Consider the following 13,706-nt stretch of genomic DNA (forward strand, 5'->3'; position numbering starts at 1 on the left):
CGAGTTCCCGTCCGACTTACAAAGGCCCACCGCCTCGGTCCGCCATGCGCGCGGACGAACTCGACCCCGACCTCGCCGCGGCGATCGCCGAGATCGAGTCGCTGGGCCTGCCCGCGTGGAGCGACCTCTCGGTCGATGCCGCCCGCCGCCTCGAAGACGACCTGTTCTCGGGACCGCCCGAACCGCCGGTGGCCGACGCCCGCGACCTCGCGTTCGACGGCCCGCACGGCGAGGTGCCGGTCCGGGTGTACCGCCCGGCGGGGGCGCCCGATCCGATGGGCGCAGGGGGCGACCCGCCGGCCCGCGCCCTCGTCCACTTCCACGGCGGCGGCTGGACGCTTGGGACGCTCGATTCGGTCGACGGGATCTGCCGCGAGCTCGCGGTCCGCGCCGACGCGGTCGTCGTCTCCGTCGACTACCGGCTCGCGCCAGAGCATCCGTTCCCCGTCGCGGTCGACGAGGCGACCGCGGCGCTGGAGTGGGTCACCGAGACGGCGGACGCGCTGGGCGTCGATCCCGACCGGACCGGCGTCTCGGGCACCAGCGCCGGCGGCGCGCTCGCGGTCGCGGCGTCGCTCCGCGCGCGGGACGTCGGAGACGCGCCGACGCCCGCCGGGCAGTTCCTGCTGTACCCGATCGCCGGCCGCGACTTCGAGACGGACTCGTACCGGGAGAACGCGGACGGCCCGCTGCTCACGCGCGAGGACATGCGGTGGTTCTACGAGCAGTACCTGCGGAGCCCCATCGACGCCGCGAACCCGTACGCGGTCCCGCTGGAGGCGACGGACTTGGGGGACCTCGCGCCCGCGACGGTCGTCACCGCCGGGTTCGACCCCCTGCGCGACGACGGCGTCGCGCTCGCGGACCGGTTCGAGCGCGAGGGAACGCCGGTCGAGCACCGTCACTACCCGGCGATGGCGCACGGGTTCTGTAGCCTCGCGGACAGGGTGGCCACCGCGGAGACCGCCCTGTCCGCGGTCGCGAGCGACGCGCGATCCCGGCTGTGATCGGTCGCCCGAAGCGTCGTCCGCCGACCGGTCCCGTCGGACGGCGGCGAGCGGAAATCGCGGCGCGAGGTCAAAGCATAACTCTCGCGAGGCCGTGTCCGTGAGTATGGAACGAGTCTCTATCGACGAGGTCGAGCCGAGCGCCCTCGGAAGCGACGTGGACCGCCGGGGGCTGTCGGAGCCGCTCGGGGCGACCGACGTGGCGCTCAACCGCTACCGCCTCGATCCTGGGGAGCGGTTCTCCGGCGGGCTTCACGCTCACACGGACCAGGAAGAGATCTTCGTCGTCGTCGAGGGGGAGGCGACGTTCGAGACGATGGACGGGGACGTGAGCGTCGGCGCGGGCGAGGCGGTCCGGTTCGCGCCCGGCGAGTTCCAGTCGGGCAAGAACGACGGCGACGAGCCGGTCGTCGCGTTCGCACTGGGCGCGCCCCGCGACAGCGAGGACGTGCGGATCCCGCAGGAGTGTCCGGAGTGCGGACACGAGAACATGCGGGCCGTTCCGAGCGACGACGGGTTCGATCTCCGGTGTCCGGAGTGCGGCGCCGAACTGGAGGGCTGACGCCGTCGAGGCGGGCGCGGGAGACGGGAGAAAACGGAGTCGGACCGGCGTCGGGACTCAGGCGTCGACGGTCGTCTTCACGATGCTCACGGGCGCGGTCGACTGCCGGGAGACGCGCTCAGTGACGGAGCCGAGCATCCGGCGGTAGTCGCCGGAGCGCGTCTTCGACCCCATCACCGTGAGGTCGACGTCCTCCTCGTCGGCGTAGCGGAGGATCTCCTCGTGCGGGACGCCGTAGCGGAGGGCGGTGACCGCCTCCACGTCGGCGTCGCGGGCGAGCGAGGCCACCGCGTCAAGCGACTCGCGGCCGGTCTCTTCGAGCGTCTCCTCGGCGCCCTCGGCGCCGTCGACGAACTCGTCGCCGGAGTAGGCGTTCACCACGCCGCTGTCGACGACGTAGAGGACGTGGAGCGTCGCGTCGTAGCGGTCGGCGGCGTCGATCGCGTGGTCGATCGCGCGGTCGACGCCGACGCTGCCGTCGGTCGGGAGGAGCACGTTGTCGTACATACGCGGCGGTTCGTCGAGCGACCGAATAAATCGGTCGCCGTTTCCCGAACGGTTAACACGCTGTGTGCCCCCCGGAGTTCCATGACCGAGGCCGCGGACCGGATCTTCGTGAACGGGGAGGTACACACGCTTGCGGACCCGGATTCGGGCGGCGACGCGGTCTGCGAGGCCGTCGCCGTGCGCGACGGCGAGATCGTCCGGACCGGGCGGACGCACGACGTGGAACTGCTCGCCGGCGTCGACACGGACGTGGTCGACCTCGACGGGCGCGTCATCCTCCCCGGGTTCGTCGACGCGCACACCCACCTGACCACCGTTGGCCGCTACCTCCTCCACGCCGACCTCTCGGCGGCCGACTCCCCGGACGGGGCCGTCGACCTATTGGCCGAGCGCGCGGCGGAAGTGGAACGCGAAGCGAGCGAGGTGGAGGACCCCGAAAGCGACGACTGGGTCCTCGGCTACGGTTACGACGAGTCGACGTGGGACGACTCGCGCTACCTGACCCGCGCGGACCTCGACCGCGTCTCGACCGAGCGCCCGGTGGCGGCGTTCCGCGAGGACATGCACGTCGCGGCGGTCAACGGCGTCGCGCTCGGCCGCTTCGCCGACGCGCTCGCCGACGCTCCCGACGAGACGGTGCCCACGGACGACGACGGCGATCCGACCGGCGTCCTGCTCGAAGCCGCCATCGACCCGATCTACCGAGCGGTCGAGCCCGGCCCGGCCGAGACGCGCGCGGTCGTCGAGGCCGCGCTCGACGGCTGCGCCGCCCGCGGTATCACGGGCTTCCACGACATGGTCCGCAACTCGCACGCGCCCCGGGTCTACCGCGACCTCGACGAGTCCGGGTCGCTCACCGCCCGCGTCCGGATCAACTACTGGAGCGACCACCTCGACGCGGTCCGGGAGGTCGGCCTCGCGACGAACGCCGGGAGCGATATGGTACGGACCGGAGCGATCAAGTCGTACACGGACGGGAGCTTCGGCGGCCGGACCGCGCGCCTCTCCAAGCCGTACGCGGACGCGCCAGACGAGACCGGGCAGTGGGTCGTCGATCCCGACGAGCTGGACGAGGCCGTCGCAACCGCGACCGAGGCGGGCCTCCAGTTCACCGCCCACGCGATCGGAGACGAGGCCGTCGACGCCGTCTTGGACGCATACGAGCACGCCTCCCGGACCGACGCCGGGGAAGCCCGTCACCGCGTCGAACACGCCGAACTGGCCGACGACGACGCGATCGAGTGGCTCGCGGAGACCGGCGTCGTCGCGAGCGTCCAGCCGAACTTCCTGAAGTGGGCGCAACCCGGCGGTCTCTACGAGGAGCGACTGGGATCCGAGCGCACCGCCGAGACGAACCGCTACCGGGACATGCTCGACGCGGGGGTCCGGCTCGCGTTCGGCTCGGACGGGATGCCGATGGACCCACTGTTCGGGGTTCACCACGCGGTCAACGCGCCGGCCGAACCTCAGCGCCTCACCGTCACCGAGGCGCTGCGGGCGTACACCCGCGGCGCCGCGTACGCCGGCTTCGACGAGGACCGGCTCGGGACGATCGAGGTGGGGAAGCGGGCCGACCTCGTCGCGCTCGACGCGTCGCCGTGGGAGCGCGACGACGCGATCGACGATATCGACGTGGCGCTGACCGTCGTCGACGGCGACATCGTGTTCGACGGTCGGTGAATCGGCGGCCGAGGCGCGACCCTGCCGGAACGCCGAGAAAGCCGCAATCGCTGCCAGAAAACAGCAGTTATTAATCATGTAGTTCTAATCTGGGAGCATGACAGAGATAGCCGTCGAGTACGCCGCGGGAAACCGTCTCCGCTCCGAGGCCGAGACCGCCCGACGACTCATCGACGCGTACCTCGGTGACCGGCCCGACGTCGACCGCGTCACCCTCTCGCCCTCCGGCGAGTCCGTCTTCTGCGTCAGCGTCGAGGGCGACCGCATCTGGTGTACCGACACCCGCGAGTGGATCGACTCGATGGAGGCGGTGACCGCCGCGCGGCGCCGCCTCTCCGAACTCTCGTAACTCGCCTCGAAAACCCGGTTACTCGGTCGTTGCGGCCGCGTGCGAGTACGCGAACTCCCGCAGGAGCTTCGCGGCCAGCGCCGCCGCCTGCCCGTCGTCCCGGTCGTTCACCTCGACCGCGTCGAACCCGTCGGCGCGCGGCGCGACCGCGCGGACGAGGTCACGGACGGTCCGCGGCGCTACCCCGAACGGTTCCATCGTCCCCGTACCGGGAGCGTAAGCGGGGTCGAGCCCGTCGATGTCGACGGAGCAGTAGACCGTCTCCCCGGCGAACGCGTCGCCGTCGAGACCGTCGACCCACTCGCGGGCGTCCTCCGGCGCGACGACCTCCACGTCGGCGTCGGCCGCCCGGTCCCACTCGGCCTCGGACCCGGTCCGCGCGCCGACGATAACGGCGCGGTCGACGCCGAGGTCGTCGAGACACCGGCGCGTGACGCAGGCGTGGTTCAGCGGGTTCCCGTCGTATGCGTCCCGGAGGTCGAGGTGCGCGTCGCAGATGACGAGCGCGTCGGGGTCGACGGCCTCGACCCCCGCGTGCGTGACCGTGTGTTCGCCGCCGACGAGGAGCGGGACCGACTCGTCGTAGACGACGCTCCGCAGTTCGGCGGCGAGGTGGTCGAGGTACGCCGGCACGTCGTCCCACGGGCGCACGTCGCCCGCGTCGTTGACGCCCAGCGCGGAGAAGCGACTGTCGGTGCGGCGGTCGTAGTCGTCGTACGTCTCGGCGAATCGCCGGACTCGGTCCGGTCCGAACCGGGTGCCCGGCTGAAACGTGGTCGTGGCGTCGAGCGGAGCGCCGACGACCACGTAGGAAGCAGCTTCGCGGTCGGTCGTCGCCCCGGGGAACATCGCCGATTACCCGATGATCTTCCGTTGGCCCTCGTAGTCGAGGTACTCGATGTTGTCGTCCGAGGAGAAGTCTTCGCCCTCGGGAATGCGCATCGTGAACGTGTCGTAGGTGTCTAAGTCCATCACCTGAACCTCGTCGCCGCTGACGTTGACGACCTGTCCCTGCTTGCGCTGAATGATCGGGACCCACACCTTCGCGTCGACAGGCTGCGAGAGCGAGCGCTTCTTGTCGTCGAAGACGCCCTTCCCTTCGACGCGGGCCTTCGCGCTGCCGTGTTTACCGGGTTTGGCGGTGCTGTAGTGGTTGATCTTACAGGGCGCGTCGTCCATCATCACGTAGCTGCCCTCCTGGAGTTCGCGAACCTGCTTCTGCTCTCGCGGCATGTCCGCCAATTTCCCCGGCGCGGGTATAAACGGTTTGGAATGCCGCCGCTACCCGGCCCGAGACGGCGTCCAACCGCCCCGACGGCCTGCGGCGTGGTCGTGTACGTCCTCCGCTCGTCGGACGACCGAGTCGATCGCGTCACCGACGCCCTCGGCGACGACCTCTCCGGCAACGCCGGCGCGCCGATACGCGATGACGCCGACGTTCCGGCGGCCGCGTGCCTCCACGAGATCGCGACGCACGCGGACGGCGACCTCGGCGTTCCCCCGGTCGACTGGGGCGACGCGGTGACTCCGCGAGCGGCGGCGGGTCCTCCGGGGCGGCGGGCGCCGCCGCGGCGACGTAGCGACCATGACGGCGGCGACGTGGCAGCCGCGACGACCGCGGCGACCGAACTCGTCCCGAAAGCGAGCCTACGGGTCGAGCTCGTCCACGTACTCCTCCGGCTCCTCGTCGTCGTCGACGTTCCCGTCCGGCGGGACGAGTTGGCCCGTGTACAGGTAGCTGACGACGAACATGACGATGAAGCCGACGCCGACGGCCGCGGTCGTCCGCACGACGAACGGGATGTCGTTATAATAGAAGTACCGGTCCGAGACCGCCATGGAGACGAACGCCACCAACAAGATCTTCTGCTCGTCGGTGGGGTTGCGGACGAAGCCGACTACGTCGTTTTTGAGGTCGCCGAACACGCCCATCAGGCGTCACCCCCGTTCGTCGCGGCCGAGTCGACCGTCGGCGCGTGCTCCTCGATCACGCCGCTCACCCGATCGAGGCCCTCTGTCAACTCCTCGGTCGGGAGTCCGAACCCGATCCGGAATCGGTCCGGGAAGCCGAACAGATGCCCCGGTGCGAGGACGACGCTCGCCTCCTCGACGACCGTCCGGCAGAACGCCTCCGCGTCCGCGAAGCCGTCGGGGACCGTCACGAACGCGTTGACCCCGACCGGGTCGAGCCAGTCGAGGCCGTGGTCGTCGACCCACGCCGCGACCGTCTCGCGGTGGGCGGCGGCCAGTTCGCGGTTCTCCGCCAGGATCTCCTCCTCGGATCGCCCCAGCGCCTGCTTAGCGACGTGCTGGCCGAACAGGCTCGGCGAGATGGTCGTGTAGTCCTTCCAGCGCCACGCGCGCTCGACGACCGGCTCGGGACCGGCGATCCAGCCGAACCGGAGGCCAGCGAGCCCGTACGCCTTCGTGAGGCTGGTCGTCGAGATGCCGTGCGCGCCGTAGCTCGCGACCGGCGGCTGCGGGTCCTCCGCGAGCAGGCGGTACACCTCGTCGCAGAGCAGGTATGCGTCGCGCTCGACCGCGACGTCGTACACCGCCCGCATCGCGGCCTCGTCGTGGTACTGCCCGGTCGGGTTGTTCGGGTTGTTCACGACGATCACGGCCGTGTCGTCGCGGGCCGCGTCGGCGACGGCCTCCGGGTCTAACTCCCACTCGGGCGGCTCCAGTTCGACGCGGGTCACGTCGCCGAACGCGTCCGGGACGGCGTGGAGCGCCTGGTACGTCGGCGTGACGACGACCGCGTGCGTGCCGGAGCCGACGCCCGACGCGTCGGGGTCCGAGGCGCCGCCCGCCCCGTCGACGGGGGCGTCGTCACCGAGCAGCGAGAGGAACGTCAGGAAGTTCGCCTCCTGGGTGCCGCAGGTGAACAGCACCTCGTCGGCGGATCGGTCGTAGCGGTCGCCGACGGACGCCCGGAACTCCGGGTCGCCGTTCGTCGGGATGACGTAGCCGAGCTCCCCCGGATCGAGGTCGAACCGGCTCGCGTCGAGCGACCGGATGCCGCTTTCGGCCAGCATGATGTCGGCCTCGTGTTCGTACTCCGCGAACCAGCGTTCGAGGCCGAACGGGTCGATGCGCATACCCCTCTTCGGGCGGGCGCGAGGTTAGGTGCTGTGGTTGGCGACGTCGTCGCGGACCGCTCCGGCGGCCGCCCGCGAATCGGGGGCACTGCGGGCCGCCATCGCAACGCATTTCGCCGGGGATTGCGACACGACGGCATGGTTCTCAACCGGCAGCGGCTGTTGGGCGTGCTGTTCGTCGCCATGGCGGCGCTCACGGCGGTCGCGCTGGCGGAGGTGCTGCGGACCGTCGTGTTCGCGGTCACCGTCGCGTACGTCCTGTATCCGCTCCGGCAGCGGCTCGTCGGCCGCGGCCTCTCGCGTCGGATCGCGTGCGTGGTCTCGACCGGCGTCGCGTTCGTCGGCGCGACCCTCCTCGTGGCGCCGCTGCTGTACACGCTGTACCGGCGGCGGTCGGAGCTGATAGCCCTCCTCGAAGGGGTCCCCGACCTCGTCCCGATCACCGTCGGCGGGTTCCAGACGGTGGTCGAGATCGCGCCGTACGTCGCGGCCGCGGAGACGTGGATCCGCGGGGTCGCGATCGCGGTCGCGGGCGCGGCGCCGGTCCTCGTCTTGGAGGTCGTCGTGTTCACCTTCCTCGTGTACGGCATCCTCTACCGGCCGCGGGCGGTCGAGGCGGCCGTCTTCGGCGTCGTCCCGCCCGAGTACCACGACATCCCCACACGGCTCCACGAGCGGACGCGGCAGACCCTCTACTCGATATACGTCCTCCAAGCCGCGACCGCCGCCGCGACGTTCGTTCTCGCGGTCGCGGTGTTCCGGACGCTGGGCTACGGCTCTCCCGTCCTGCTCGCGGTCATCGCCGGCGTCCTCCAGTTCATTCCCGTCGTCGGTCCGAGCATCCTCATCGTCGCGCTCGGCGCTCTGGACTTCCTCGTCGGCGCGACCGGGCGGGCGGCCGCCGTGCTGGTAATCGGGCTCGTCGTCGTCGCCTTCGTGCCGGACGCGGTGATCCGCACTCGGCTCGCCGGCTGGACCGGGAAGATATCGCCCGGTCTCTACTTCGTCGGATTCGTCGGCGGCATCCTCACCCTCGGGGCCGTCGGCGTCATCGTCGGTCCCCTCGCCGTGTCGCTGCTGCTCGAAGCGATCGACATGCTCTCCGAGCACGTCGACCCGACGGACTCGGTCGGTGGCGACGCGGGCTCGACACAGTGACCGGCGACGCGGGCCCGACGCAGTGACCGCCGACGCAGGGCACCACCGGCACGGCTTTCCATGGCCCGACCCTCTGTCCGACACCTGATGTCCTCGACGGATCCCCCAACCGCGGTCGGCGCCGCGCCGACCCTCACGGCGCGGCGTCTCGACGGACTCGCCGATCGCGTCTTCAGCTCGCCGGACGGAAGCGGCGACGACGGCGACGGCGCGATCGACGTCTCCGCCCCGGCGACTGACGAGCGGATCGGGCGCGTGCCGGCCTGCGACGCCGACGACGTGTCCGCCGCGGTCGAACGCGCCCGCGACGCGCAGACGGCGTGGGCCGAGGTGTCGGCGACCGAGCGCGCCCGTATCGTCGACCGGTTCGGCGACCTCGTCGCGGACCGCCGCGAGGAGCTGCTCGACGTGCTCCAGCTGGAGACCGGGAAGTCTCGGCGCACCGCGGTCGAGGAGCTGTTCGACGTGCCGACCGGCTGCTCGTACGTCGCGAGCGAGGCTCCGGGCGCGCTCGCCGAGGAGCGTCGCCGTGGGGTCGCGCCCGGCGTCGCGACCGCGACGGTCACCCGCGAACCGGTCGGCGTCGTCGGCGTCATCTCGCCGTGGAACTACCCGCTGACGCTGTCGATGGCCGACGCGATCCCCGCGCTCGCCGCGGGCAACGCGGTCGTGCTCAAGCCGGACGAGAAGACGCCGTACGGGGCGCTGCTCCTCGCGGAGCTGCTGGAAGTCGCCGGGCTCCCCGACGGCCTCTTTCAGGTCGTCACCGGCGAGGGGCCTCAGGTCGGGCCGCCGCTGATCGACGCGGTCGACTACGTCGCGTTCACCGGTAGCACCGCGACCGGCCGGACCATCGCGGAGCGCGCGGGCCGGAACCTGATCGGCTGTTCGCTGGAGCTCGGCGGCAACAACCCGCTCGTCGTGCTCGGGGACGCCGACGTCGACGAGGCCGCCCGCGGCGCGGTCCAGGCCTGCTTCTCGAACGCCGGGCAGCTCTGTCTCTCCGCGGAGCGGATCTACGTCGTCGAGTCCGCCTGCGACGAGTTCCTCGACGCGTTCGTCCGCGAGACGGAGGCGCTCACGCTCGGGACGGGGTACGACTACGACGCCGACCTCGGCTCGCTCGTCGACGCCGACCAGTTGGCCCGCGTCGAGTCGCACGTCGAGGACGCCCGCGAGCGCGGGGCGACGGTCGAGACCGGGGGCCGAGCGCGGACGGACGTCGCGCCGTACTGCTACGAGCCGACCGTCCTCACCGGGGTCGAGCCGGACGCCGCGGTCGCCTGCGAGGAGACGTTCGGTCCGGTCGCCGCGGTGACGGCGGTTCCGGACGCGGACGCGGCGGTCGCCGCCGCGAACGACTCCCCGTACGGCCTCAACGCGAGCGTCTGGACCGGGGACCGCGAGCGAGGCGCCGAACTCGCCCGCGAGATCGACTGCGGGACCGTGAACGTCAACGACGCGTTCCTCGCGACCTGGGGCGCGGTCGACGCACCGATGGGCGGGTTCGGCGACTCCGGCCTCGGTCGCCGACACGGGCCCGAGGGGATCCGACGGTACACGGAGACGCGGACCGTCGGCGTCTCGCGGGTCGGCCCGCTGACGTTCCCAGACCGGATCCCGACCGACTGGTTCGTCCGGGGCGCGTTCGCCGCGACCCGGCTCGGTCGACGGATGCGTCGCGGCGTCGACGAGGTCCGTCGTCGCCTGTCGCGCCGCTGACTGACCATGCGGAATCGACGGCGCGCGACCGACGACGGCGAAAAGCGGGGTTACTCCGCGTCGTCGATCAGGTCGCCGAACACCGACGCCGCGGTGTCTGGCACGTCGAAGTCGTGGTAGTGCTCGCCCTTCTCGTTCGAGAGGATGTTGAGCGCGGCGGCGGCGCCGTCGCCGGCGGAGATGACCGCCTGCCACTCCTCGGCACGGGCCATTGCGCCGGTCGCGTAGGCGCCCTCGACGCTGGTCTCCATCGACACGCCGACGCTGACGGTGTCGTCCTCGTCGAACTCGCAGCCGAGCGCCTCCGCGAGGTCGCGGTTCGCGCCCGTCGCGAGGACGACGTAGTCGGCCTCGTACTCGCCGTCCTCGGTCGTCACGGTGAACCCGCCGCCTCCGTCCTCGACGCCGGTGACCTCCTCGCCCTGGCGCCGGTCGACGCCGAAGTCGTCGGCCTGCTGGCGCGCGGTCGCCATGAACTCGCTGCCGCCGACCGAGCCCACGCCGAGGTAGTTGAACAGGTGCGCCTTGTGCATCCACGTCTCGTCCGTGTCGAAGAGGACGGTGTCGAGGCCGTTCTTGCTCGCGAACAGCCCGGCGCTCAGTCCGGCCGGTCCACCGCCGACGATTGCGACATCTGTCATGGTCGCTACAACGCAGTCCCGAACATAAGGCTTGGCGGAAGCGGGGATCGGTCACGGCGGACCTCGCGGCGACCCCCGTCGACGCGGCCGACACCTCACTCCGCGAAGTCAGAGAGGGACCCGGTCCCGTCGCCCGCGCCACTCCCCTCGTCGCCCGTGTCCGGCTCGGTGTCGCTCCGGTGCGTCTCGCCGTCGCTCGTGTCCGGCTCGGTGTCGCCGGAGGCCGATCCGCCCCACGGGTCGTCGGGATCGACCGGTGCGACGGCGCGGGCGAGCTCCGCCTCGTCGTACTCGACCTCCTCGTCGAGCACCATCGCGAGCCGCTGCCACCGCGCGCTCTGTTCGTCTTCGCCCTCCGGGCCGACGCGCGCGCCGTGCGTCTTGAAGAACCGGGTGCCGCGCCCGCGCTTGGATCCCTCGCCGGTGTGCCCGTCGAAGACCGCGTCGAACTCCCCGTCCGGTTCGAGGTCACCGACGGGGAAGTCGTGCGCCGGCTCCTCCCCGCGGGCGCGCGCCTCGGCCCGGAGATCGGCGACCGCGCCGAAGTAGGCGTCCGCGTTCGACGCCTCGCGTGTCGAGCGAGCGCGGGCGGCCGCGAGCGCGGCGTGGATCCCGCAGAGCCGGCCCTTCCACGCGTCGGGCTCCCAGCGCTCCGTCGCGAGTTCTTCGTAGCGCTCGATCGTGAGCGCGACCTCGTCGCCCGCGCGCAGGTCCTCGACGACGTAGAGGTTGAGTCGGTCCCAGAGGTTCCAGGCGTACCCGGAGCGCGCCAGCTCCCACGCCGCCCACGCCGCGATCTCCTCGTCGGAGCGCCGAACCGCCTTCTGGAGCAGGCTGGAGACGACGTACCGGCTGTACCCGCCGTCGGTCTCGTTCGGCTCTTTCTCCTCGCCGAAGTCGTTCTCGCCCGTCGCGTCCGGCGTCCGATCGGTTTCGAGGCTCCCGTCGGACCCGAACGTCGCCTGTCTGTCGTCGCCGTCGGCCATGTCCCCGCTCCCGCCGCGAGAGACTTAACAGCCCCGCGGCGAGCGTGGGTCGCGAGCGGGGTTCGAGTCCGGCGATCCACCCCGCGGTACGGCGGATCACACCTGCTCTGAAAGGGAACTCTTAAGTCGAATCCGGCGGCTATGTTTCGGTAACCGCCCTTAGCTCAGCCTGGTAGAGCAGTCGACTGTAGATCGACTTGTCCCCCGTTCAATTCGGGGAGGGCGGACTGAATTTCTGACTCGTGAGCGACAGCGAGCGGGTGAGGCTTTTCTTTTTCAGCGAGAGAGTTGGTTAGTAGTAGCACGCGAGTAAGCTGAACGACTTTCCTGCCTATTTATACTGAAACCAGCGCAACACGGGATCGATGCGCGTTCGACCGAGGCTGGTCGCGGTCATCGGAGTCGTCGCGGTCGTCGCACTGTCCGGCTGCGCCGGGGGTCCGGGCCCCGCCACCGACGGGGATTCACCGACCGGCGACCTCAACTCGCCGCCGACCGATCCGGCGGGAGTCGACCCCGGCGACCCGGACGACACGACCTGGACCGGCACCGTCGTGCGCGTCGTCGACGGCGACACGGTGGAGGTCGAGTTCCCGAACGGCGAGGTCGACACCGTCAGGCTCCTCGGCGTCGACACGCCCGAGACGAGCGCCGACGTGACTTCGCCGGGTGAGTTCGAGGGGATCCCCAACACCGACGCCGGCCGCGCGCACCTCCGAGCGTGGGGCGGTGAGGCGGCCGCATTCGCCGAGTCCGAACTCGCCGGCGAGGAGGTCACGGTCGTCGCCGGCGGGGACCGACGCGGCGGCTACGGGCGGCTGCTGGCGGTGCTGTACGTCGACGGTGAAGATTTCAACGAGCGCCTGCTGACCGAGGGGTACGCGCGGCTGTACGACACCGAGTTCGCGCTACGCGACGCGTACGCGGCGGCCGAAGCCGACGCGAGGGAACGCGGGGTCGGACTCTGGGCGTTCGACGAGTCCGACTCCCCCGCCGATGCGGGCGCGGTCGACGCCCCTGTGCCGGCGTAACACACTTAAGAGCGCGCTCGGTACGATGTCGTAGTGGCATCCCGACAGGGCGGGTCGGGGGACGCGGAGCCCCTCGGGCCCGGATCGACGGAGCGTCGGACCGTTTCCACGACCGCCGCCGGCCAGCAGGCAGACGCCCGGCCTCGGTCGCCGCCGGAGTCGCCCGCGCGCCGCCGCGCTCGGGCCGGCCGATCCGGCTCGACCGGCCGAACCGGCGAGTATCGGTCGGTTGATCCCCCGCACGGCGGCGAGGCCGCCGCCCGGACGCCGGAGGATCCTCCCGTGCGCGACCCGGGCCGCTACGCGCTGACCGATCACTTCCGCGAGCGGCTCGAACAGCCCGGTCGGTACGTCTCGACGCGCACCGTGAGCGACGCGATCCGCGAGGGGCAGCTCCGGTGGAACAGCACCGACGGGTGGCGGTTCGCCCTCGTGGAGGGCGGCGTCCGGTTCGTCGTGGTCGTGAGCGACACGGAGACGAACTCCCCGGTCGTCGTCACCGGCTGGACCGAGGTCGCGGACCGCGAAGATGCGCTGGAGGCCTCGCGGTGGGACGGGGTCGACGTCGACACCATCGCCGTGCGGGCCGCGCTGAGCGAGTCGGCGTCGACGCCGATCCCGGACCGGATCCGCCCCCGGACCGTGACCCGCCCGTTCGAGGTGGGCGAACACCGCCTCGAAACCGAGCCGGGCGAGCCATTCGTGCGCTGTACCGACTGCGGCTGCCGGTTCCGCTCGAAGGAGGGGATCACCTCGCGGCGGTGTGGGCAGCGGTCGCCGGGCCGCTAGTCGGCGATACTCATTTCTACTCAACTCCATTCTGTTCGCTCGGTTCACGAGTGGCCAAGTCGCTGCGCTGGCGCGCGCCTCCGAGCGCCCGCGGGGCGCGAGGAGTCCGTGCGAGGGAGTCGCAACCGTCGGGAGCGACGAGGCCGGGGAGGCGTGAGGCGGCGGTGCGGGGT

16 protein-coding genes and 1 tRNA gene are annotated in these 13,706 nt (G+C 71.4%); 9 read left to right on the forward strand and 8 right to left on the reverse strand.

What is annotated here, in order from left to right; genetic code table 11:
* Positions 1-44: 44 nt before the first annotated feature.
* A complete protein-coding gene (locus EXE52_RS12530; RefSeq protein ID WP_089308764.1) occupies positions 45-1,007 on the forward strand; it encodes an alpha/beta hydrolase in 963 nt (320 codons plus the stop codon).
* Between the two features lie 106 nt (positions 1,008-1,113).
* Positions 1,114-1,569 (forward strand): cupin domain-containing protein, encoded by a 456-nt coding sequence (locus EXE52_RS12535; protein WP_089308765.1) that lies wholly within the window; start codon positions 1,114-1,116, stop codon positions 1,567-1,569.
* A 57-nt stretch (positions 1,570-1,626) separates the two neighbouring features.
* Here the strand turns inward: EXE52_RS12535 and EXE52_RS12540 are convergent, their stop codons facing one another.
* Entirely contained in the window at positions 1,627-2,076 is a 450-nt protein-coding gene (locus EXE52_RS12540) for a universal stress protein (protein WP_086216017.1), read from the reverse strand.
* An 81-nt stretch (positions 2,077-2,157) separates the two neighbouring features.
* Between EXE52_RS12540 and EXE52_RS12545 the strand changes: the two genes are divergently transcribed.
* Together EXE52_RS12545 and EXE52_RS12550 are read left to right on the forward strand one after the other, a co-directional pair.
* Complete coding sequence (locus EXE52_RS12545) at positions 2,158-3,756, forward strand: amidohydrolase (protein WP_089308766.1); 1,599 nt, start codon at positions 2,158-2,160, stop codon at positions 3,754-3,756.
* 97 nt (positions 3,757-3,853) lie between these two features.
* Entirely contained in the window at positions 3,854-4,105 is a 252-nt protein-coding gene (locus tag EXE52_RS12550; protein ID WP_049932517.1) for a hypothetical protein, read from the forward strand.
* Between the two features lie 18 nt (positions 4,106-4,123).
* Here EXE52_RS12550 and speB read toward each other — a convergent pair whose 3' ends face one another.
* From speB to EXE52_RS12575, 5 genes are all read right to left on the reverse strand, one after another.
* On the reverse strand, positions 4,124-4,954 hold the full coding sequence (speB, locus tag EXE52_RS12555) for an agmatinase (protein WP_049932519.1): 831 nt from the start codon (positions 4,952-4,954) through the stop codon (positions 4,124-4,126).
* A gap of 6 nt (positions 4,955-4,960) precedes the next feature.
* A complete protein-coding gene (locus EXE52_RS12560; RefSeq protein WP_049932521.1) occupies positions 4,961-5,338 on the reverse strand; it encodes a translation initiation factor IF-5A in 378 nt (125 codons plus the stop codon).
* Positions 5,339-5,386: 48 nt separating this feature from the next.
* Entirely contained in the window at positions 5,387-5,581 is a 195-nt protein-coding gene (locus EXE52_RS12565) for a hypothetical protein (protein WP_094495395.1), read from the reverse strand.
* Positions 5,582-5,752: 171 nt separating this feature from the next.
* Positions 5,753-6,037, reverse strand: a complete 285-nt coding sequence (locus EXE52_RS12570) for a hypothetical protein (RefSeq protein ID WP_049932525.1) — start codon at positions 6,035-6,037, stop codon at positions 5,753-5,755.
* Entirely contained in the window at positions 6,037-7,206 is a 1,170-nt protein-coding gene (locus tag EXE52_RS12575) for an aminotransferase class I/II-fold pyridoxal phosphate-dependent enzyme (RefSeq protein ID WP_089308767.1), read from the reverse strand. The genes EXE52_RS12570 and EXE52_RS12575 overlap by 1 nt, the downstream gene beginning before the upstream one ends.
* A gap of 138 nt (positions 7,207-7,344) precedes the next feature.
* On the opposite strand from EXE52_RS12575, the gene EXE52_RS12580 reads away from it, so the two are divergent.
* A complete protein-coding gene (locus tag EXE52_RS12580; protein ID WP_049932528.1) occupies positions 7,345-8,364 on the forward strand; it encodes an AI-2E family transporter in 1,020 nt (339 codons plus the stop codon).
* Between the two features lie 87 nt (positions 8,365-8,451).
* Positions 8,452-10,086 (forward strand): succinic semialdehyde dehydrogenase, encoded by a 1,635-nt coding sequence (locus EXE52_RS12585; RefSeq protein ID WP_086219765.1) that lies wholly within the window; start codon positions 8,452-8,454, stop codon positions 10,084-10,086.
* A 50-nt stretch (positions 10,087-10,136) separates the two neighbouring features.
* On the opposite strand, the gene EXE52_RS12590 is transcribed toward EXE52_RS12585, so the two are convergent.
* A complete protein-coding gene (locus EXE52_RS12590; RefSeq protein ID WP_137703729.1) occupies positions 10,137-10,727 on the reverse strand; it encodes an NAD(P)/FAD-dependent oxidoreductase in 591 nt (196 codons plus the stop codon).
* Positions 10,728-10,822: 95 nt separating this feature from the next.
* A complete protein-coding gene (locus tag EXE52_RS12595) occupies positions 10,823-11,713 on the reverse strand; it encodes a hypothetical protein (RefSeq protein WP_089308770.1) in 891 nt (296 codons plus the stop codon).
* Positions 11,714-11,866: 153 nt separating this feature from the next.
* Here EXE52_RS12595 and EXE52_RS12600 point away from each other — a divergent pair.
* The 3 genes from EXE52_RS12600 to EXE52_RS12610 all read left to right on the forward strand — a co-directional run bounded on the left by EXE52_RS12600 (position 11,867) and on the right by EXE52_RS12610 (position 13,533).
* Positions 11,867-11,940: transfer RNA gene (locus tag EXE52_RS12600), tRNA-Tyr, on the forward strand.
* Between the two features lie 138 nt (positions 11,941-12,078).
* Positions 12,079-12,744 carry a thermonuclease family protein gene (locus EXE52_RS12605; protein ID WP_089308771.1) on the forward strand — a complete coding sequence of 222 codons (666 nt, stop codon included), beginning with the start codon at positions 12,079-12,081 and terminating at the stop codon, positions 12,742-12,744.
* Positions 12,745-12,777: 33 nt separating this feature from the next.
* Entirely contained in the window at positions 12,778-13,533 is a 756-nt protein-coding gene (locus tag EXE52_RS12610; RefSeq protein WP_199234051.1) for a hypothetical protein, read from the forward strand.
* The last annotated feature ends 173 nt before the right edge of the window (positions 13,534-13,706 follow it).

The organism is Halorubrum sp. CGM4_25_10-8A, assembly GCF_005435025.1.
GTDB classification, from domain to species: Archaea; Halobacteriota; Halobacteria; order Halobacteriales; family Haloferacaceae; genus Halorubrum; species Halorubrum ezzemoulense.